This is a genomic window from Cryptosporangium phraense (assembly GCF_006912135.1).
In the GTDB taxonomy this organism is placed as follows: domain Bacteria; phylum Actinomycetota; class Actinomycetes; order Mycobacteriales; family Cryptosporangiaceae; genus Cryptosporangium; species Cryptosporangium phraense.
Window position 1 is genome coordinate 82,092 of the sequence record NZ_VIRS01000003.1, and the last position, 19,755, is coordinate 101,846.

Here is a 19,755-nt window from a genome sequence, read left to right on the forward strand (position 1 = left end):
GCGCCGAACTGGTCGTGGACCCAGGCGGTCCAGTCGGCCACGACCTGCGTGACCGGCGCGGCGTCCACCCCGAAGAAGACGTCGATGTCCGACCACGCATCCTCGGTCGCACGGGCGGCCGAGCCGCTCACCGCGGCCCCGACATCGAGACAGCTGAGCGCGAAGCGGTGTGGATACTCTTCCCCGTGGATCGGACCTGGCAGCACATCGGTCGGTTGTGGACCAACGGCGAGCCTTACCTGGCCATCGACGCGGACAGCAGGCACCACTGGCTCGGCTTCAGCCAGGACGAGTACTTCGATCGCATCGTCGACCTGAACGACGATCAAACCGCCATCGCGGTCGGGCCCGAGACCGCTGCGGTCGTCGGCGCGGACGGCGTCGTCCGGGACGACAGCTGGAAGGAGGTCTTCGAGTCCGCTGACGGCACCATCGCCATCGTCCAAGCATCCGGCGACGACTACCGACAGACCGTCGCCGCCGCTCTGAAACACGTCGGCGACCCCACCGGCCCCAGCGCCCTGATCAACGTCGGCAGCGGGGAGATCGCCATCTTCAGCGCCGCCAGCGACGGCACCGGGCACAATTCCATGACGCTGCTCCCGGCGCGGGCCGGAGAGACGCCGTCAGAACACGGATCGCCAACCTCAGAGCCTGACACCGGACTGCTCGTCACCGCTTGGGCCCCGCAGTACCGAGTCGACATCTGGACGTACACCGAACTCGACGACTCGAGCTGTTTCGCCCGCTGGCTCCTCGTCCCAGTTCAGCCGGACAGCGCCTGACACAGCAGCGCGAGGGCCGGGAAGTGACCGCTTCCCGGCCTTGGCCGTCGGGGCGTCGCGGGGAATCGGGATCTGGCGGGCCGCCCGGACGGGCGTGTAGCAGTCTGATCGGAGCAAGCCGCACGCTCGTCGAATGCTGAGGATGCCCCGCTCATGCCATCTGCCTTCCATGTCGCGATCACCGGTTCCGACTCCTCCGACGGATCCCCGGACCAGCCGTTACGCACGATCAACCGGGCCGCCGAGCTGGCCTTCCCCGGCGACACCGTGATCGTCCACGAGGGCGTGTACCGGGAGTGGGTCCGTCCTCGGCGGGGCGGTCTGAGCGACCGGCGGCGGATCACCTATCAGGCCGCGCCGGGGGAGCACGTCGTCATCACCGGCTCGGAGCAGATCACCGAGTGGGAGCCGGTCGACGGCACGGTGTGGACGACGTCCGTCCCCCACACGCTGTTCGGGTCGTTCAACCCCTTCGCCGAGCCGGTCGACGGCGACTGGCTCGTCCACGCCGCCCCGGACGCACCGCGGAAGCACCTCGGGGACGTCTACCTCAACGGCCGGAGTTTCTACGAGGTGCCGACCCGGGCGGAGGTGTCCGACCCACCCCGGCGCACCGAGGTGCTCGACCAGTGGACCGAGCTTCCCGACCGCGTGCGGGACCCGGAGCAGACGCGCTACGTCTGGTACGCCGAGGTCGGCGCGGACGCGACGACGATCTGGGCGAATTTCCAGGGCGCGGATCCGCGGGCCGAGCTGGTCGAGATCAACGTGCGCCGGTCGGTGTTCTACCCGGCCGAGCATCACCTGAACTACATCACGGTCCGCGGCTTCGAGCTCGCCCAGGCCGCCTGCCCCTGGGTGCCCCCCACCGCCGACCAGCCCGGCCTGATCGGCCCGAACTGGGCCAAGGGCTGGATCATCGAGGACAACGTCATTCACGACGCCAAGTGCTCGGCGATCTCGATCGGCAAGGAGGCCTCGACCGGGCACAACTTCGCGACGGCCCGCGGCGACAAGCCCGGCTACCAGTATCAATTGGAGTCGGTCTTCTCGGCCCGCCGGATCGGCTGGGACGCCGAACACATCGGCTCGCACGTGATCCGGCGCAACACGATCTACGACTGCGGCCAGAACGGGATCGTGGGTCACCTCGGTTGCGTGTTCTCGACGATCGAGGACAACCACATCTACGACATCGCCCTCAAGCGGGAGTTCTACGGCTACGAGATCGGCGGCATCAAGCTGCACGCCCCGCTCGACGTGGTGATCCGGCACAACCGGATCCACGACTGCTCGCTCGGCACCTGGCTGGACTGGCAGGCGCAGGGGGTCCGGGTCTCGCGCAACGTCTTCTACAACAACAATCGCGACTTGTTCGTCGAGGTCAGCCACGGGCCCTACCTGATCGACCACAACGTGTTCGCCTCGCCGGTGTCGTTCGAGTCGTTCAGCCAGGGCGGCGCGTTCGTCAACAACCTGTTCGTCGGCACCCTGCAGTGGCGGCCGGTCATGGACCGGCCCACGCCGTACCACGTTCCGCACAGCACCCAGGTCGCCGGATACGCGCAGATCTACGGCGCCGACGACCGCTACGTCGGCAACGTCTTCCTCGGCGGCGACGTCGACCGGGCCTACGCCCCGGGCGCGCGGTTCCGCGGCGAGCCGGGCCACGGCCTGGAGATCTACCAGGGACACCCGGCGACGTTCGCCGAGTACCTGGGGCGGATCGAGGAGCAGTCGAACGATCACGGCGAACACGAGCGCTTCCCCGGCGTCAAACAGCCTCTGTACGCGCGGGACAACGTCTACCTGGCCGGGGCGGGGGCGTCCGACCGCGAGGCCGGCGTCACCGTCCTCGACGGCGAGGCGTCGGTCGAGGTCGTCGACGAAGGCGACGAGGTCTACCTGCAGACCCGGCTGCCGGACGGCTTCGACGGCGCTCGGGTCGGGGTGATCGGCGGTCTGGACCTGGAGCGGGTGCGGTTCGTCGACGCGGAGTTCGAGGAGCGAGACGGGCGGCCGGCGGTGATCGACGTCGACCTGGCCGGGGTGCGGAAGGAGGAGGGGAAGGACTATCCGGCCGGGCCGCTCACGGCCCTGCGGGCCGGCGAGACCCGGGTGCGGGTGTGGTGACCTGACCCTCCGGCCACGGCCCGGGAACGGTTCGCGTTCCCGGGCCCTCGGGTCAAAGTCGTTTTGCTCGTGCGTCGCCGGCTGATTCGATGGTCCAATGCTCAGGGGACGCGCCATCGGCCTGCGGCCGCTCCGCCGCGCCGACGTCGAGACGCTCTACGAGATGGACGCGGACGCCGAGCACGTCGCGCTCGCCGACGGGCGCCCGTACCGGCCCCGCAGCCTGGCCGGCAAACAAGCCGAGCACGACGAGCAGGAGACCGGGCAGCAGCCCGATTCGGTGTTCTTCGCGATCCAGCGGCTCGACGACGAGGACGGTACCGCGATCGGCCGGGTGGGCCTCTGGGACATCGACCCGTTCCACCGCACCGCGCACATCGGGATCAGTCTGCTCGGCTCCGCGCGCGGCCACGGCCTCGGCCGGGACGCGCTCGACGCGATCTGCGTCTTCGGCTTCCGGCACCGCGGCCTGGAGCGGCTCCAGATCGACACGCTGGAGGTCAACGCCCCGATGCGGGCGATTTCCCTGGCCTGCGGGTTCGTCGAGGAGGGCCGGCTGCGCAGCAACGCCTGGTACCTCGGGAGCCGCGCCGACGAGATCATCTACGGCCAGCTCTTCAGCGAATGGCAGTCCCGACGCGCCTGACACCCCGGCCCGCTACCGGAGCCGGTCCGTCACCCCCAGATACGTCTGCGCCGCCTGGATCAGCTGATTACGCCCCTCGCGATGCTGCGTCACCAACTCCCGAACCTCGTCGTCCGACAGCGTCGACCCGGCGATCAGGTCGTCGCGTAACGGGAGCATCGGCTCGCGCACGCGTCGGGCGGCCAACCGGACCGGGTGATTCCGGTTCCCGGTCAGCATCGAGATGACCTGCGACTTCTCGTGCAGCGTTTCGAAAGCCTCCAGCGCTTCGCTCACCGTCTCGTTTCCGTCCACCGGGCCGGCCGACCGTTCGTCCCGGCAGCGCAGCATCGCGCGCAGCGCCCCCCCACCCACCACGCGTTCACGGAGCCTCCCCGCGCCGGGCGCGTTTCCACGCCTCTCGAACCGGAGGACCACCTTCCCACCGCGAGGCACCGGTCATCTCCGTTTGGGATGCTGGGGGCGTGAGGACTGGAAAGGACCACCTGCCCGAGTCCGGCGAGGCGACCGGCGACAAGGACGCGCTGGCCCGGGACGTCGGGGCGATCGTGCGGGCCCAGCGCGTCGAGGCGGGCATCTCGATCGCGGAGCTGGCTCGGCGGGTGGGGGTGTCGGGTCCGTTCATCAGCCAGCTGGAAGCGGGCCGGTCGTCCCTCTCGCTGCCGACCCTGTACCGGATCGGGAGCGCGCTCGGGGTGGCCCCGAGCGCGCTGCTGCCGGGTAGCTCCGAGTCGGCGCTGGTGACCCGGTCCGGGCACGGCATGGTCATCCCGGCGACCGCGACCGCCGCCACCCAGCGTCCGCGGCTGATCACCCGGCCGGGCCCGGGCCACGTCCTGGAGGGGTATCACTACGTGATCCGCCCCGACGACGATCCCCAGCAGTGGTACGAGCACCAGGGCGAGGACGTCGTCTACGTGGTGGCCGGGGCGATCGCGGTCGAGTTCGAGGACGGCCGCGAGGTGATGCTGCAGGCCGGCGACGCGCTGCACCACGACGGCGACGTCGCCCACCGCTGGCGTCTGCTGGGGAGCGAACCGGCCGAGGCCATCGTCGTCAACACGGTCCACACCTAGAGGGCGTCGAACTCGGCCTCCAAGCGTCCGGCCAGGTCGTCCGGGCCGAACGCGGCGGCGGCAGCGCGCAGCACGAACGCGCGGGCGTCGGCCGGGCTCCAGGCCAGCCCGGCTGCCGCGGCCGCGTGCTCGCGGCCGATGTCGGTGCCGAACATCGGCGGATCGTCCGAGCTCACCGACACCGGCAGACCGGCCGCGACCATGTCCGGAATCGGGGAGCGGCCCGCGGAGTGGAAGCTCGACGTCGTCCAGCAGGACGCGAAGTGCACGCCGGCCGCGATGCTCTCCGACACCAGCTGCGGCTCGCCGAGCACCGCGTACCCGTGGTCGATGCGGTCGACCCCGAGCAGCTCGATGGTCTCGCGCACCTCGGTCGCGTTCCCCCGCTCGCCCGCGTGCGCCGTCCGGCCCAGCCCGGCCGCCCCGGCCAGGGCGAACGCGTCCGCGAACAGCGCCGGGGGGCCGGCCAGCTCGTTGTGGTCGAGGCCGATCCCGACGACGTAGGGATGCTCCAGCGCGACGACCGACCGCACGAGCTCGAGCGCCACCTCCGGTGGCTGCTCCCGATTGATGGCGACGAGGAACCGGGTGACGACGCCGAACTCGGACTCCGCCGACCGGGCGGCGTCGGCCATCGCGGGCAGCATGTCGGCGAGCTTCACGCCCGGGTGGTTCGTCGGGTTGAACGCGAACTCGCGATAGCGCAGGTGCGAGCCCCGGGCGGCGTCGGCGAGCGAGTCGTAGACCGCCTGGGCCAGGTCGTCCGGACCGGCCAGCGCGGCCGACACCGCGACGTAGAGGTCGAGGAACTGCTCCAGCGAGCCGAAGCGGTAGAGCTGATCGGGGTCGTCGGTCGGCAGCGCCACCCCGTTGCGCGCGGCCAGCCGGATCGCCGTGGCGGCGGGCACCGAGCCCTCCAGGTGGCAGTGCAGCTCCACCTTCGGCATGACCGCGACGTAGTCGAGCACGTCGGTCACCGGGTCACCGCCGTCCGGATCCGGTGCGCCTCGCGATCGGCGGCGGTGTTCAGCACGCCGCCGCGCGAGCCGCGCAGCTTGGCCGCGATGTGCTCGTCGACCGAGATCGGCGGGTACGAGCTCCCGTCGCCGAGCGGGCGGATGATCGCGTCGCTGTTCCCGTCGTGGAAGAACGCGGCCGAACGGCGCCGCAGGATCCGCCCGTCGACGACCGGCGGCTTGACCCGGTGCAGCGTCGAGACCCAGTGGTCGTCGGTCCAGCGAGCCATCAGATCGCCCAGGTTGACCAGCAGGGCGCCCGGGGCCGGCATCACGTCGTGCCAGCTCCCGTCGTGGCCGAGCACCTGCAGCCCGGGAATCCGGTCGGCCCAGAGCACGGTCACGATGCCGAAGTCGGTGTGCTCGCCCATGCCGGTGAGGTCGGCGTCGAGTTCGATCTCGCCGGGCGGGAGCGCGTAGTTGTTGAGCCTCAGCACCTCGATCGAGTGGTCGGTGAACGTCCGGAAGTAGCTGGGCGGCAGCGCCAGAGCGTCCGCGAAGATGGTCGTCAACGTGCGCGCTACGCGCTGGGCCTGCCGGAAGTAGGTGCGAACCGCAGGTTCGAACGCCGGAAGGCCGGTCGGCCAGACGTTCGGCGCGTAGTGGTCCGCGGGCAGCCCGAGGTCCGGGTGGTCCGCGGCCGAGGTGCCGACGTTGAACGCTTCGAAGAAGTCCTTCATCCGGTTGGCCGGCGCGACGCCGGCGCTCAAGCTGAGCGCCTCCGCCTTCGGCGGCGTATAGCCGCGGTTCGTTCCGGCCGACCGGTACGTCCTTTTTTCGGACGCCCCGAGGGCGAAGAAGTCGTCGATGGCGGACGCGAGACCGGCGGTCGCGTGGGCCGGAACACCGTGCCCGACGACCTGGACGAACCCGACCCGGCGGCAGGCCGCGTCCATCGCCTGCGCGGTCGCCCGCCGATCGGTCGCGTCGGACCCTCCGGTGTAACTGCTGATGTCGACGATCGGGACGTCGAAAGTCATCGGGTCACCTCACTGACGAGCAACGGGGCCGGGGCGGTCGCGGGCGTGCGCGACGTGAGCAGGAAGACCACGGCGGCGACCAGGAACCCGGCCGGGATGCTGAGGTCGGCGCCGCCCAGTGCCCGCGCGACCGGCCCGACGAAGACCGCGGTGTTGATGCAGGCCAGGCTGGCCGCGGCGCCGGCGCCCAGGGCGACCAGCGCCGGCACCCGGTAACCGGCGGTTCCCCAGTACGGCCCGGGCCCGGGCTCGAACAGGGCCTGCCGGTCGTAGCGGCCGCGACGCAGGGCCCAGTCGGTGAGGAACACCGCCGACCAGGGCGCGATCCAGACCATGACGAACAGGATGATGTTCGAGATCGCGGTGTTGACCGACGGGGAGAGCAGCACGGTGATCGTGAGCACCGAAGACAGCGCGCAGTCCAGCGTGGTCGCCTGCCACTGCCGGAGTGGCAGCCCGACGGCCTGCAGGGTGAGGCTCGACGAGTACATGTCGACCGCGTTCACCCCGTAGTTCTGCGCGATGACGAAGACCAGGTACGGCACCACGAACCAGGCCGGGAACGCGCTGGGCAGCCCGGAGATGATGTCGCCGCCGAACGCGGGGATCGAGGCGACCGCGGCCCCGAGGATCATCAGCGGCGTCGTGCTGAGGAAGCCGCCGACCGACACCGCGGTGACGATGCCCCGGCGCGACGTGGAGGCCGGCAGGTACCGCGAGTAGTCCGACGCGTTGACCACCCAGGCGAAGCTCCCACCCGCCAGTACCAGCGCGAACCCGCCGGCGATCGCGGCCGCGCCGCCGGCCGGCCCGTCGATGCTCACCTTCGGCGCCGCGAGGATCGTCAGCACGATGAACAGGGCCACGAACGGTGGGGTCATCCAGCGCAGCGCGCGCATGATCCACGCGTGACCGAGTAACGGCAGCACGAGCTGCACGACGGCGGCGACCACGACGAGCGCGACCGTGGTCGCGGTGCCGCCGGTCGACAGACCGGCGCGGTCGAGCAGCGCGAGCAGCGCCAGCGCGATCACCGACAGGCCCAGGGTCTCGTACAGGATCTGGGTGAGCCAGTTGAGGAAGGCCGGAATCCGGCCACCGCGGGTGCCGAACGACGCCCGGGTGATCGCGAAGATCGACGTGCCGGCGGCGGCCCCCTGGAGGCTCGCGTAGCCGACGACGACCCAGGCCAGGTTGCCGAGGACGATGACGACCGCGCACTGCACCAGGTTCAGCCCGAGGTAGGGCAGGAACGAGCCGAACAGCACGGTCTGCATCGTGAGCGTGGTGCCGGCCCAGAGCCAGCCGAGGTCACGCGCGCGACCACGACGCTCGGCGTCCGGGATCAGGGCGATACCGGTCTGCTCGATTCTTTCGGTTTCTGGCATATCGACTCTCCGGAGCGTGCTCGGTCAGACGGCGTGCGACGTGGGGGCGGCCGTGAGCGGCCGGGACTCTCCGGCGGCGACGGACTTCATGATCTGGCGGTAGGCGACGCAGCCCTTGTCGCCCCGGGTGTGGCATTCGCTGTTGTCGAGGGGCAGGCTCGGCCGGCGCATGGGCTCGAGGATCGACAGGTCCTCCAGCCCCACCCGGGTCTGGAACTCGGCCGCGTCCGCGACGGCCGCCGGGTCGTGATCGAGCCCGGCGTAGGCGTGGACCAGAAACCACCGGGTCCGGTCGGCCGCCTGGGGCTGGCAGAACGACCAGACGTAGTCGGTCCGGCCCTCGCGGTCGCCGGCCAGCGTCGTCATCGCGAGCTGGCAGGCGAACGGAGCGTGCAGCGTGTAGTCGTAGTGCACCGGCAGCGTCTCGCCGCGCTCGGTGGTGACCGAATCGGTGCTCTGGCGCAGGGACCAGCCGGAGCGCTCGACCTCGAGTTCGTGGACCTCGTCGGTGACTCCGCCGAACGTCTGGGCGTGCAGGAACGGCAGGTGGGTGACGTCGAGGAAGTTGTCGGTCAGCAGGCCGGCGTCGACCCGCGTCTCGAACGGCCCGGCGACGAACGTGTCGAGGTCGGGATCGAGATACGGGGACTCGCTGAGCGGAAACGCGGGCTCGATCTCGGCTTCGCACAGCCAGACCAGCCCGAAGGCCGGCCGGACGTGGGCGGTCGGCACCCGGATGCGGGGCGGTGGCGGTTCGGTTCCGAGCGCGGGGACGTGCCGGCATCGGCCGTCGGCGTCGAACTCGTAGCCGTGGTACCGGCACTGGAGCCGATCGCCGACCACGGTGCCCTCGCTGAGCGGCACCAGCCGGTGCGGGCAGCGGTCGTACAGCGCCACCAGACGGCCGTCGAGCCGGAGGATCACCCAGCTGTGCCCGAGCAGGTCGACGCGGAGCGGACGCCCGGAGTCGGGGACCTCGGTGGTGAGCGCGACCGGGTGCCAGAACTGGCGGAGCGCCGGATCGATATTGGACAAGAATGACGACGGAGCAGCGGTAGTGGCCATCCGACGACCCCAATCAGTAAGTGACACTTATGGTTGGGGCTCGGATTGTCGGTGGGATGACGCTGGCGTTTCGACCTGGTAACCCGGGTCAGCGGATCGTGGTCAGCGCGCGGAATCGGTCGAGCAGCGCGCGGCCGGCGATGACCCGGACGCCGGACGCATCGGGGTCGGCCTCGTTCCACAGGACGGAGCCGAGGGCGTCCGGGTCGCCCTCGAGCACCAGGTCCGGTTCGGCCGCCGCGCCCCACCCCACCTCGATGCCGCCGTCGGCGACCCGCGCGTTGGCCGGGCCGCCCGGGAGACGGAACTCGACGATCAACTCCGTGTCGTCCCGCCCCGGGAAGACGGCGTCGAACGCGAGCAGGAACGCGTCGTCGGTGAGCCCGAGATGGTCCGGCGGCAGGTTGGTCGTCGCTCCCCACCGGCCCAGTTCGCGCAGTACCGGCCGCAGCGCCAGGCCGCGCGGCGACAGCGCGTAGACGTCGACGTTGGCCGGTGCGCCCAGCGACCGGCGCACCACGATGCCGTGGTCGGTCAGCTCGCGGAGCCGCTTGGCGACCATGTCCGGCCCCGCCGCCCGCAGCCCGTCCGCGAGCGCGCCGAACCGCTTCGGACCCAGCATCAACTCACGCACGATCAGCAGCGCCCACCGGTCGCCGATCAGGTCGAGCGCCCGCGCGACCCCGCACGCGTCGCTGTACGTCTTCATGTTTGATCCAAGTGTGAGCCGGTTGGTTTTTCCAAGTGTAAGGTCGGAAAAACCGACTATCGAGGAGACCCCATGACGTTGGTGGTCAGCACACTCGTCTCGCTCGACGGAGTGGTCGAGAGCCCGTGGCAGTGGGCGATGTTCGACGACGCGGCCCGGCAGCACTCGCTCGACGAGCTGGCCTCCTACGACGCGTTCCTGCTCGGCCGGCGCGCGTACGACGACCTCTCGCGCAGCTGGGCCCCGCTCTCGGGCGACCCCTACATCGACGCGATCAACGCGATGCCGAAGTGGATAGTCACCCACCGGGCCGACGATCTGGGCTGGAACTCCAGGGCACTGACCGGTGACCCGATCTCGTCGATCGCAGCTCTGAAGGAGGCTAGCGTCCGGCTGATCAAATACGGGGTCAGCGACGTGGACACCGACCTGATCCGCGGCCGGCTGGTCGACCGCTACGACTTCATCTACAGCCCGACCGCGGTGGGCGCCGGCCGCCGGTTGTTCGAGAACGTCGACACCACCGGCCTGAGCCTGTCGCTGACCGACTCGCTGCGCTTCCCCAACGGCGCGGTGAAGCTGCACTACGAGACGGCCTATGCCTGAGCGCCCAGGCTGCTGCCACCGTCGACGACTGCGACGTTGCCGGTGACGTGGTCCTGCTCCAGGAACGCCAGATAGGCTTTCGCGACGTCGTCGGGCTGGGCCGCGGACGCCAGCACATCCTCCGGTGCCCCCGCCCAGAGCGGCGTCCGCACGATGCCCGGCGCGACGACGTTGACCCGGATCGGAGCGAGTTCGACGGCCAGCGAGCGGGCGGCGGTGATCACCGCGCCGCTGACCGTCGAGCCCAGGAGGCGCCCCGGTCCGCCGTGGAAGGCGGCAGCCCCGCTGGTCAGCGTCACCGAGCCGGTCGGGCTCAGCGTCGGGAGGGCCAGGCGCACCGCGTCCAGGGCGGAGAAGAGCCGAACGCCGAAGAAGTCGCGGGCCAGCTGCGGGCGGTAGTCGGTCAGCGGCCCGCGGGCCAGCGCGTCGCCCGCGGTGTAGACGAGGTGGTCGAACGGTCCGGCCGCGGCGAAGAACGCCGCCAGCGACGCCGAGGAGGTGACGTCGACCGGCCGGTCGGACGAGCGGCCGCCGACGCTCACCCGAGCGCCGGCCGCCGCCGCGGCCCGGGCCACCGCCTGGCCGATTCCGCTGGTTCCGCCGAGCACGACGACGTGGGACGAGGACGAGAGCGCCATGAGAAGTTCCTCCGTGGAAGGTTCTCCTCAGCCTCGGCCCCCAGGGCTCGGGGCCGCCAAGACCGATCAGGTCCCAACTGATGCCGCATCGGCATCAGCGCAGCTCAGGGACGGAGCCACGCGTTCCAGCTCGCGCAGCACGGCCGAGCGTCGCTGGGGCTCCACGACCAGGCAGATCCGGGTCTCGGGCAGGTCGGCGACGCGGGCCGACGTGACGCCGGGGCGGCGGTAGAAGCGGGCCGCCGATCCGGTCAGCAGCAGCACCCCGCGCCCGGCCGCCACGTGCTCGAACTTCTCCTCCACCGTCGGGGTGGCCGGCTGGCCCTTCGCGTCGTCGAAGCCGGGATAGCCCACCGCGCCGGTCCATTCCGGCACCGCGGCGGCCGGCTGCAGGAGCAGGTCGTCGGCCAGGTCGGCCAGCGTGAGCTCACGCTCACCGGCGCCCGGATGGCTGTCGGGCAGGACGACCACGCGAGCCTCCGAGTACAGCTCGACCACGTCCAGGCCCTCGTCGTCGAACGGCCGGGTGGCGAACGTGGCGTCGACCCGGCCGTCGCGGAGGGCGGTGATCTGGTCGCCCCAGGTGGTGCGCAGCACGTTGACCAGCAGGCCGGGGAAGGCCTGCTCGAGGTGGCGGATGATCGGCGTCAGGATGACGCCGGGGGCGAAGCCCAGCGTGATGCTGCGGCCCTCGCGCTCGGCGACGCGGACCCGCCGCTGCAGGGCGTCGGCCGCGCGCAGCAACTCCCGGGCTTCCTCCCGGAGCAGTTCGCCGGCCGGGGCCAGGCGGGTGCCGGCCCGCGAGCGCTCGAAGAGTTTGACGCCCAGCTCGCGTTCCAGTGCGGCGATGGACCGGCTGAGGGCGGGCTGCGCGAGATGGAGGCTCTCCGCCGCGCGGCCGTAGTTCAGCTCGTCGGCCAGCGAGAGGAAGTACCGCAGGCGACGCAGGTCCAGATCAGCCATGCCGTCGATTCAAGCAGCCGAGCCGGGCCGACACCCCGCCGAGCCGGTCACAGCGCGACGCTGACGAGCACCGAGATCCCGATCACCGCGTCGACGACCCCGCACCACTCGGCGAACGGGCGGGGCACGACCGCGTCGTGATGGTGGTGCCACCAGTCCCACCCGGCATGGGCCAGCCACCCGGTCCCGACCACCCACAGCCCCACGTCCCCCGGAGCCAGCAGCGCGACCGCGATCAGCGTCAGATAGAAGCCGGCCGCGGCCAGTTGCCGGCGGAGAACGCGCGCGGGCCGAAGCGTCCGCCGTAGGAGACCGATCAGCAGATAGCTGACGGCCAGCACCACCAGGCTCCAGGCCGGAAGCGGCCGCGGGTCGACGACGTTGTCGACGGTCGCGAGCAGAGCGAGCGCCGTCGGCCACCGGGTGAGCGGGCCGGTGCGCGGGCCGGCCGAGCCGGTCGGATGGCGGAGCACGACCGCGGCCATCGCCAGGATCCCCAGCACGTGCCCGCCGACCAGCACGATCCCGCTCGACCACAGCCCGGCGTACCAGGGGAGCAGCAGCACCGCGAACGGCGCGTACATCGCCGCGGTCATCTCGCCGATGGCGAGCCGGTCGTGGCTGCGGTGCCACATCCAGACCGCCATCGCGAGGGACATGTCGGTCGCCATCACGAACGAGGCGACGTCGGCCCGATCGGTCGGGATCGGCCACAGCGGGCCGAGCACGAGCATGCCGACGTACATCGCGACCAGCATCTCGGCGAAGTGCCGCAGGAATCGAAGTGTCATGCCGGCAGCCTCGGGCGGTCCGGCCGCGCGGAACCCGTGAACTTTTCCCGGGTCGGGCGTGACCGGCCGCTCCCTACGATCGCCCCATGCGACGACGACTGCGCCAGGCCCGGACGGTCACGCTGGTGGGGCTGGCCGTCAACGCGTCGATGAGCCTGTTCCTGCCTGCGGTCGGCCTGGTGCGGGAGTCGGACGTCCGCTGGGTCGTCCTCGGCGCGGTCGGCATCACCGCGTTCGCGGTGGCGCAGGCGTTCGTGCTGTACGTGCTGATCACCCCGTGGATCACGCCGCCCACCCGCCGTCGGGCGACGGTCGCGTTCGCGGCGGCCGCGCTGATCTCGGTGCCGCTGGTCGGACCGGTCGGTGACGGCTGGCCCACGTGGTCCTGGCTCGCCGCCTGCCTGGTCGGTCTGTTCCCGGTGCTGACGTCGACCACGCCGGCAACCCTGCTGGCCGCCGCAACCGGAGCCGCCGCCGTCGCCCTGACGCCCGACCGGCGCCTGGACGCGCTGGTGATCACGCTCGGTTTCGGTCTCGGAATCGCGGCGGTCAACCGGCTGCAGGTGTGGTTCTGGGACCTGCTGGTCGAGGCCGAACGGGGCCGCGGAGCCCAGGCCCAGCTGGCGGCGGCCGAGGAGCGGCTGCGGTTCGCCCGCGACGTCCACGACCTGCTGGGGCACAACCTGTCGGTGATCGCCCTCAAAGCCGAACTGGTCGAGCGCCTGGCGACGATCGACGCCGAGCGAGCCGGTTCGGAGGCCGCGGAGGTGCGGCGGATCGCCGCATCGACGCTCACCGAATTGCGGGAGGTGGTGCACGGTTACCGCCGGGTCGACCTCCGCGACCAGCTGACCGCGATCCGGGACCTCCTGCGGTCCTCGGGGGTCTCCTGCACGGTGACCGCGCCGGACCGCGAACTGCCCGCGACGGTGACCGACGTGCTCTCGGCCACCCTCCGCGAGGCCACCACCAACGTGCTCCGGCACAGCCGGGCGCACTGGTGCACGATCACGATCCAGGTCGACGAGGACCGGACGCGAATGACGCTGGTCAACGACGGAGTGCTTCCGTCGACGTCGGACGAGCACAGTTCGGGCCTGCGCGGCCTCCGGGACCGCCTCGCCGAGGCCGGCGGCGAACTCCGCACCACCGCGGCCGACGGCCACTACACGCTGGAGGCCGTCGTACCCTCGACGCCGTGATCCGGGTACTGCTGGCCGATGACGAGGAGCTGATCCGCGTCGCGCTGGCCGCGCTCCTGGACCTGGAACCCGACCTGTCCGTCGTGGCCCAGGCCGCCGACGGCCGGACCGCGATCAGCGTGGCGCTGGCCCACCGCCCGGACGTCGCGATCCTCGACCTGCAGATGCCGGAGCTGGACGGAATCGCCACCGCCGCCGAGCTGTCCCGGGTCCTGCCGAACTGCGCCACGGTGATCCTCACCGGACGGGCCCGCCCGGCCCAGCTCCAACGTGCCCTGGCCGCGGGCGCGAAGGGCTTTCTGCCGAAGGGTTCCCCCGGCGGCGCCCTGGCCGACGTCATCCGCCGAGTGCACGAGGGCGGACGATACGTGGATCCCGCCCTGGCCGCGGACGCGCTGAGCCTGCCGGAATGTCCCCTGACCGGCCGGGAACTGGACGTACTGAGATGCGCCGACCCCGACGTGCCGGTGGGGGTGATCGCCCGGAGGCTGGCCCTGTCACCGGGCACCGTGCGCAACCACCTGACCGCGATACTGGCCAAACTAGGCGTCGGAACCCGAGCCGACGCCACGGCCAAGGCCCGGGAACAGGGCTGGATCTGACGGGTCGCGGTGGTAGCGCCCGCCACCGCGAGCCCGACCCCCAGAACTCAAGCCGCCGTCGAAAGATCCTTCACCGGCGTCGAAGGCTTCCCGTCCGTCGCCGCCGCCAACTCCGGCACCAACGTCTCCAGCGCATACAACAACGCATCCGGCCCGCTGTACGACAACGCCCCGGCCAGCGGCGTGTCGAACCCCGTGTACAGCGTCCGATCCTCACTCACGACCTTCAACCGCGCGAACACCGGCCTCTTCAGCATGTCCGCCTTGGTCGCCCCGTTCACGAAAAGCACATCCTTGTCCAACAGGTCGAGCCGCTCTTCGCTGACGTCCCCGCTGTCCGGCTGGGTCTTGAACCCGAGCAGATCGAACAGCGCCCGCCTGGGGTCGTTGGCCCCGATGAGCCAGTGCGAGCCGTTCTCCGGGCCGTAATCTTCCACCAGCGTCTTGCCGGCGAACTCCGGGTGCGCCTCGGTCGCCGCCGCGGCGGCGTCCTTCACCTTCGTGACCAGCGCCTGCGCCTCGGCCGACTTGCCCAGCGCCCGGCCCGTCGTCAGCGTCTGCACGTCCCACGGCGTCTCTTCGTCCTTGTAGTCCTTGGACTGGATCACGGTGGGGGCGATCGCCGACAGCTTGTCGTAGACCTCTTTGCTGATCGTCTCGTAGATCGCCAGGATCAGGTCCGGCTTCTGCTTGATGATCGCCTCGTAGTTGATCTCCGCGGAGAACGTGGGCAGCTTCTTGCCGCCGAGCTTGTCGGCGACCCACGGGTACGTCGGGTACTCGGTGAACCACTCGCGGGTGCTCACCGGCACGACGCCCAGCGCGAGCGCGAAGTCCTGGTCGTTCCAGCCGACGGTCAGCACCCGGGTCGGCTGCTTCTCGATCGTCGTCGACCCGAACTTGTGCTCGATCGTCACCGGAAACGCCGACGACGCCGACGAGGACGCGGACGACGACGAAGCAGCACCGTCGTCATCGGAACCGCACGCGGCCAATCCGGACGCCAGCAGCAGACCGGCGGCGAGACCGGCAGCAGCGCGTAACCAGCGTGACGTCATCAACACTCCTTGTCCCGAAGCTCCCGAGGAAGTCTTCCGGACCCTAGCAGAATTTAGGCTAGGCTAACCTAGTCTCCGATCGCTTCCGGGAGTCCCATGAGCTGCTCGGTCACCGTCTGTCGCGACTGCTGCTGCGGCAGCCCGGCGAAGCACCCCGACGTCGACCACGACGCCCACCTCACCGCCCTGCGCGCCGCGACCCGGGTCCGCGTCAGCGAATGCATCGACCTGTGCGCGCGGTCCAACGTCGTCGTCGTCCATCCGAGCCCTCCGGCGCGCCGGAACGGCGCCCGGGTCGTCTACCTGGGCGAGATCCTCGATTCCGAACGCGTCGACGCGGTCGTCGGCTGGCTCGACGCCGGCGGACCGGGAGTCGCGGCCGTACCGGACATCCTGGCGCCCCTCGTCTTTTCCAAAGTGTCCTGCGGCTGCTGACGAGTGGGCCGGACACCGTACGAGGTGCCGTGCCACACTTCCGCCGTGACCGATTTGCGGATCCGGGTGTTCGGCCGGGTCGACGTCGTCGTTGACGGCCGGCCCCTGCAGATCGCGCGCCAGGAGGCCACGGTCCTCGCCGTCCTGGTGGCCGCTCCGGGCCCGGTGCGCCGTGATCAGCTCGTCGACGCGGTCTGGGCCGACGGCGACGCGCCCCGCGGCGACGGTCTGTCGCCGGTGGTCGCCCGGCTCCGCAAGCGGCTGTCGGCCGGTGACCTCGACATCGCGTTCAACCGCGACCGGCGCACCTACCAGCTCACCGGCCACCTCGGCGAGGGCCCGTCCGCCGCCGTCGACGCGGTCCGGTTCGGACACTTCGTGACCGAGGGTGACCACTGCGCGGCCGCGGGCCGCGACGCCGACGCCCTCGACGCCTACCGGGCCGCCGCCGCGGAGTGGACCGACGCGCCGTTCGCGCTCTGGGGCGACGACGTCCCCGAGCCGTGCCTGCGGCTGGTCGCGGCCCTGGAGCGCCAGCGCGCCGACCTCGTCACGCACCTCGCCGAGGTCGGCCTCCGGCTCGGCCGCTACGACGTCCTCGTAGAAGCACCCCGCCCGGCGGTGGCCGACGCCATGACGGACGGCGTCTGGCTGGCCCGCTTCCTCACCACGCTCCAGGAGTCCGGCGCCGCCGCCGAGGCCCTCATCGACGCCCGCCGCGCCACCCACGGCTACGACGACGTCGCCACCCGGGCGTTCGATCTGCTTTCGCTGCACGAGTTCGGGTTCGACGTCCACCGGCCGTTACGGGTCGCCCCCCGCCCGCGCGACCCGGGCACGCCCGCCCGTCTGGTCGGACGCGACGCCGAGACGGCCGCGCTGGCCGCGGTGCTCGAACCGATCGCCGATAAGCGTCCGGTGGCGCTCACGATCGTCGGCGTGGGTGGCGTCGGCAAGACCAGGCTGGTGGAGGAGCTCGGCCGGCTGGCCGACCGGCAGGGCACCGCGGTCGTGACCGCGACCTGCTACGCATCCGGAGACCTGCAGCCCTGGCGGATCGTGGCCGGCGCGTTGTGGGCCCGGATCCGACGGGATCCGTCGACCGGCCCGAGCCCTCTCGACCGCGGGACGCTCGTCGACTTCCTGTCCGCGGTGGCCGGCCAGGGCGGGTCCGAACGCTCGCCCCGGCAACTGACCTCGGTGCTGTGCTCGCTGCTCTGGCGCACCGCCCGGCCCGGCGGGCTGATCGTCGTGTTCGACAACGCCGACCTGCTCAGCGCCCGCGCGCTCGAACTCCTCGACGACGTGCGGGCCGCGGTCGGAGACGTCGGCGTCGGCTTCGTCCTGTCCGGACGGGACGAGGGGGCCTGGCCGGAGTGGCCGCGCGACGATCGTCGTGGGTCGCTGATCGCGCTCCGGCCGGCGGTGCTCGGCGCCGACGGCGTCCGGGAGTGGCTGACCGAGACCCTGGCCCGGGAGCCGACGGAGGACGACATCCTGGCCGCCTACCGGGCGACCGGCGGCCTACCGGTGCGCCTCGGCGAACTCGACGCGCCGGCCGAGCCGGCGCCCGAGGAGCGGCGCACCGCGCCGTCACCGTGGCTGGCCGCGGCCGCCATCACGTGCATCGACGAGGGGATCGACGCCGGGCTGGTCGCCGAGATGCTCGGGCTGAGCCCGGACGAGGCCGACCGGGAGCAGGCCGCCGCGGTCGCGAGCCGCGCGATCGAGGGGCACGGCCGGGTCCGGTTCCGGCACGCGCTCTGGCGCGAGGAGGTGCTGGCCGGCCTCGAGCAGGATCCGGCGCTGGCTCGCCGCCTGCACCGGCGCGCGTTCGAGGTCCTGGACGCTCGGATCAAGTCCGCTCGCGTCCTCGACCAGGCCCTCTCCGTCCGGCTGGCCAACCACGCCCGCGCCGCCGCCGTCGAACTGACCGAGGAGCAGGTGGCGATCGCCTGTCTGGCCGCGGCCCAGGCCGAGCAGCACACGTTCGCGCCGAAGGCGGCGATGGCCTGGGCCGAGGAGGGCCTGCGCCGGAACTGTTCGCCACCGACGCGCTTCGCGCTGCTCGTCGCGCTCGGTGACGCCCGCAACGACACCGGTTTCATGGACGAGGCCGGCCGCGACTACCTCGCCGCCTACGAGGTCGCCGCCGGGCGGCCGCGGCTGCAGGCCGTGGCCGCGGTCAAGCTGGCCCGCCGTTGGTCCGACCCGGGCAAGGTCGACGTCCAGCTGACGACCATTCTCCGGACGTGTCTGGCAGACCTGGCGCGCGAGCCCGACAGCGACGCCCTGGCCGCCCAGTTACGCGCCCATCTCGCCCACAAGACCGCGATGTCGATCGACGTCGCCACGCCGGACGGGCAGTCCGGAGCGGCGCTGGCCGAGGTGGCGCTGGCCTCGTTGCAACCGTCCTGGGACCCGGTCGTCCAGTGCGAGATCCTCACCGAGTGCCGGTGGGGCCTCTACGACACGCAGCCGCCGTCCGAGCTGGTCATGCTGGCCGGCCGGCTCTACGAGACCAGCCTCCGCGCGCAGTCGCCGTACTTCCGCAGCGAGGGCCTGGTGGCGCTGGCGATCGACCGGCTGCGCCTCGGGCGGCTCGGCGACACGCTCGCCGCCGTCGACGAGTTCCGCCAGCACGTCCAGCTCAACCGCAGCCCGCTCAACGTCTGGCAGTTGAGCGTCCTGCAGACGCTCCTCGACCTCTGGCGCGGCAAGTTCGACGCCGCCGAGGCGCGCATCCTCGGCGAACAGGCCCGCACCGTGCAGGAGCTGGAGAGCACCCAGACGCTCCCGGTGAGCACGCTGAGACAGACCTGGATGGGCCAGTTCTTCTGGCTCCGGCACGAGCAGGGCCGGATGGAGGAGCTGTTCGACCTCGGTCTCTCCGACCAGATCGAGGAACACGGCTTCTTCGGAATCTGGCAGGCCGCGCTCATCCTCGCGCACGCCCGGACCAGCCGGTACGAGGACGCGGCCGACCTGCTCGCCGCGTTCGTCGACGAGACCGCCGGGCTGGCCACCCTGCCGCCACAGGGGTGGGCCACCCCGGCTCTCGGCCTCCTCGCCGACGCGTGCGCGCTGCTCCTGGAGAGCCCGGTCGCCGGTCCCGAACTCACGGCTCTCGGAACTCGCCTAGCGGCGCTGCTGCGCCCGCACTTGGACGAGGTGCTCCTCGCCGGGTGGCCGACCGCGCTGATCGGGCCCGCGGCACGTTTCGCCGGGACTCTCTCGCTCGCCGCCGGTAATCCGGACGAGGCACTGGGCCAGCTGGGCATCGCGTCCCGGCTGGTGTCGGCAGCGGCGCCGACGCTCGCCCGCGTCCGCCTCGACCAGGCGCGGGCGCATCTGCTCCGCGACGGTCCGGGCGATCGCGGCGAAGCCGCGGCCCTGCTGCGCAAGGTCCTGGTGACGGCCGACCGCCTGGGCATGGCGGAGGTCTCCGCACGGGCCCAGGTGCTGACGCACCAGGTCTCCTAGGGCTCTCCTGACGATCTCCCTTCGGACGTGGAGCCGGCCGCGGGATGCGGGTCGGATCGGGTCGGGTCGGTCGCCGCAGGCGGCCGTTGGGTGGGTCGTTTTGACGCGGGAGCGGGCCGGCCGCGCCGGGGCTCGCCGCGCCCCCTCCTCCGCAGCGAGTCCCGGCGCGGAGGACGGAG

General features: G+C 71.7%; 19 protein-coding genes. 9 read left to right on the top strand and 10 right to left on the bottom strand.

Annotation, left to right across the window (positions count from 1 at the left end; genetic code table 11):
• The first annotated feature begins 14 nt into the window (after window positions 1-14).
• The 3 genes from FL583_RS05020 to FL583_RS05030 all read left to right on the top strand — a co-directional run bounded on the left by FL583_RS05020 (window position 15) and on the right by FL583_RS05030 (window position 3,564).
• Window positions 15-785 (top strand): hypothetical protein, encoded by a 771-nt coding sequence (locus tag FL583_RS05020; protein ID WP_205751855.1) that lies wholly within the window; start codon window positions 15-17, stop codon window positions 783-785.
• A gap of 153 nt (window positions 786-938) precedes the next feature.
• Window positions 939-2,918 (top strand): right-handed parallel beta-helix repeat-containing protein, encoded by a 1,980-nt coding sequence (locus FL583_RS05025; RefSeq protein WP_142703276.1) that lies wholly within the window; start codon window positions 939-941, stop codon window positions 2,916-2,918.
• A gap of 97 nt (window positions 2,919-3,015) precedes the next feature.
• On the top strand, window positions 3,016-3,564 hold the full coding sequence (locus FL583_RS05030) for a GNAT family N-acetyltransferase (protein WP_142703277.1): 549 nt from the start codon (window positions 3,016-3,018) through the stop codon (window positions 3,562-3,564).
• 12 nt (window positions 3,565-3,576) lie between these two features.
• On the opposite strand, the gene FL583_RS05035 is transcribed toward FL583_RS05030, so the two are convergent.
• A complete protein-coding gene (locus tag FL583_RS05035) occupies window positions 3,577-3,921 on the bottom strand; it encodes a hypothetical protein (RefSeq protein WP_142703278.1) in 345 nt (114 codons plus the stop codon).
• 107 nt (window positions 3,922-4,028) lie between these two features.
• Here FL583_RS05035 and FL583_RS05040 point away from each other — a divergent pair, with 107 nt between their 5' ends.
• Window positions 4,029-4,640, top strand: coding sequence for a helix-turn-helix domain-containing protein (locus FL583_RS05040; RefSeq protein ID WP_142703279.1), 612 nt, complete (start codon window positions 4,029-4,031; stop codon window positions 4,638-4,640).
• Here FL583_RS05040 and FL583_RS05045 read toward each other — a convergent pair.
• From FL583_RS05045 to FL583_RS05065, 5 genes are all read right to left on the bottom strand, one after another.
• On the bottom strand, window positions 4,637-5,617 hold the full coding sequence (locus FL583_RS05045; protein WP_142703280.1) for an adenosine deaminase family protein: 981 nt from the start codon (window positions 5,615-5,617) through the stop codon (window positions 4,637-4,639). The two genes, FL583_RS05040 and FL583_RS05045, sit on opposite strands and share 4 nt — an antisense overlap.
• Window positions 5,614-6,636: an isopenicillin N synthase family dioxygenase gene (locus tag FL583_RS05050; RefSeq protein WP_142703281.1), complete on the bottom strand. Its 1,023-nt coding sequence runs from the start codon at window positions 6,634-6,636 to the stop codon at window positions 5,614-5,616. Before FL583_RS05050 ends, FL583_RS05045 begins: the two co-directional genes overlap by 4 nt.
• Window positions 6,633-8,024 carry a purine-cytosine permease family protein gene (locus FL583_RS05055; RefSeq protein WP_142703282.1) on the bottom strand — a complete coding sequence of 464 codons (1,392 nt, stop codon included), beginning with the start codon at window positions 8,022-8,024 and terminating at the stop codon, window positions 6,633-6,635. The genes FL583_RS05050 and FL583_RS05055 overlap by 4 nt, the downstream gene beginning before the upstream one ends.
• Window positions 8,025-8,048: 24 nt before the next feature.
• Complete coding sequence (locus FL583_RS05060; protein ID WP_142703283.1) at window positions 8,049-9,089, bottom strand: aromatic ring-hydroxylating oxygenase subunit alpha; 1,041 nt, start codon at window positions 9,087-9,089, stop codon at window positions 8,049-8,051.
• An 88-nt stretch (window positions 9,090-9,177) separates the two neighbouring features.
• Complete coding sequence (locus FL583_RS05065) at window positions 9,178-9,798, bottom strand: winged helix-turn-helix transcriptional regulator (RefSeq protein ID WP_142703284.1); 621 nt, start codon at window positions 9,796-9,798, stop codon at window positions 9,178-9,180.
• Between the two features lie 72 nt (window positions 9,799-9,870).
• Between FL583_RS05065 and FL583_RS05070 the strand changes: the two genes are divergently transcribed.
• Window positions 9,871-10,404 carry a dihydrofolate reductase family protein gene (locus tag FL583_RS05070; RefSeq protein ID WP_142703285.1) on the top strand — a complete coding sequence of 178 codons (534 nt, stop codon included), beginning with the start codon at window positions 9,871-9,873 and terminating at the stop codon, window positions 10,402-10,404.
• Here the strand turns inward: FL583_RS05070 and FL583_RS05075 are convergent.
• The 3 genes from FL583_RS05075 to FL583_RS40755 form a co-directional block, all read right to left on the bottom strand.
• The gene (locus FL583_RS05075) at window positions 10,395-11,042 is read right to left on the bottom strand and encodes an SDR family oxidoreductase (RefSeq protein ID WP_142703286.1); all 648 of its coding nucleotides are present in this window, start codon (window positions 11,040-11,042) and stop codon (window positions 10,395-10,397) included. The two genes, FL583_RS05070 and FL583_RS05075, sit on opposite strands and share 10 nt — an antisense overlap.
• Before the next feature lie 66 nt (window positions 11,043-11,108).
• Window positions 11,109-12,005: a LysR family transcriptional regulator gene (locus FL583_RS05080; protein ID WP_142703287.1), complete on the bottom strand. Its 897-nt coding sequence runs from the start codon at window positions 12,003-12,005 to the stop codon at window positions 11,109-11,111.
• Window positions 12,006-12,052: 47 nt separating this feature from the next.
• Window positions 12,053-12,796: a hypothetical protein gene (locus tag FL583_RS40755; protein WP_205751856.1), complete on the bottom strand. Its 744-nt coding sequence runs from the start codon at window positions 12,794-12,796 to the stop codon at window positions 12,053-12,055.
• 86 nt (window positions 12,797-12,882) lie between these two features.
• On the opposite strand from FL583_RS40755, the gene FL583_RS05090 reads away from it, so the two are divergent.
• Both FL583_RS05090 and FL583_RS05095 read left to right on the top strand, forming a co-directional pair.
• Complete coding sequence (locus FL583_RS05090; protein WP_142703288.1) at window positions 12,883-13,998, top strand: sensor histidine kinase; 1,116 nt, start codon at window positions 12,883-12,885, stop codon at window positions 13,996-13,998.
• A complete protein-coding gene (locus tag FL583_RS05095) occupies window positions 13,995-14,600 on the top strand; it encodes a response regulator transcription factor (RefSeq protein WP_142703289.1) in 606 nt (201 codons plus the stop codon). Before FL583_RS05090 ends, FL583_RS05095 begins: the two co-directional genes overlap by 4 nt.
• Window positions 14,601-14,647: 47 nt before the next feature.
• Here FL583_RS05095 and FL583_RS05100 read toward each other — a convergent pair whose 3' ends face one another.
• Window positions 14,648-15,658, bottom strand: a complete 1,011-nt coding sequence (locus FL583_RS05100) for an ABC transporter substrate-binding protein (protein WP_142703290.1) — start codon at window positions 15,656-15,658, stop codon at window positions 14,648-14,650.
• A 96-nt stretch (window positions 15,659-15,754) separates the two neighbouring features.
• Here FL583_RS05100 and FL583_RS05105 point away from each other — a divergent pair, with 96 nt between their 5' ends.
• Window positions 15,755-16,093 (top strand): hypothetical protein, encoded by a 339-nt coding sequence (locus FL583_RS05105; RefSeq protein WP_142703291.1) that lies wholly within the window; start codon window positions 15,755-15,757, stop codon window positions 16,091-16,093.
• Window positions 16,094-16,138: 45 nt separating this feature from the next.
• Complete coding sequence (locus tag FL583_RS05110) at window positions 16,139-19,576, top strand: AAA family ATPase (RefSeq protein ID WP_170323486.1); 3,438 nt, start codon at window positions 16,139-16,141, stop codon at window positions 19,574-19,576.
• The last annotated feature ends 179 nt before the right edge of the window (window positions 19,577-19,755 follow it).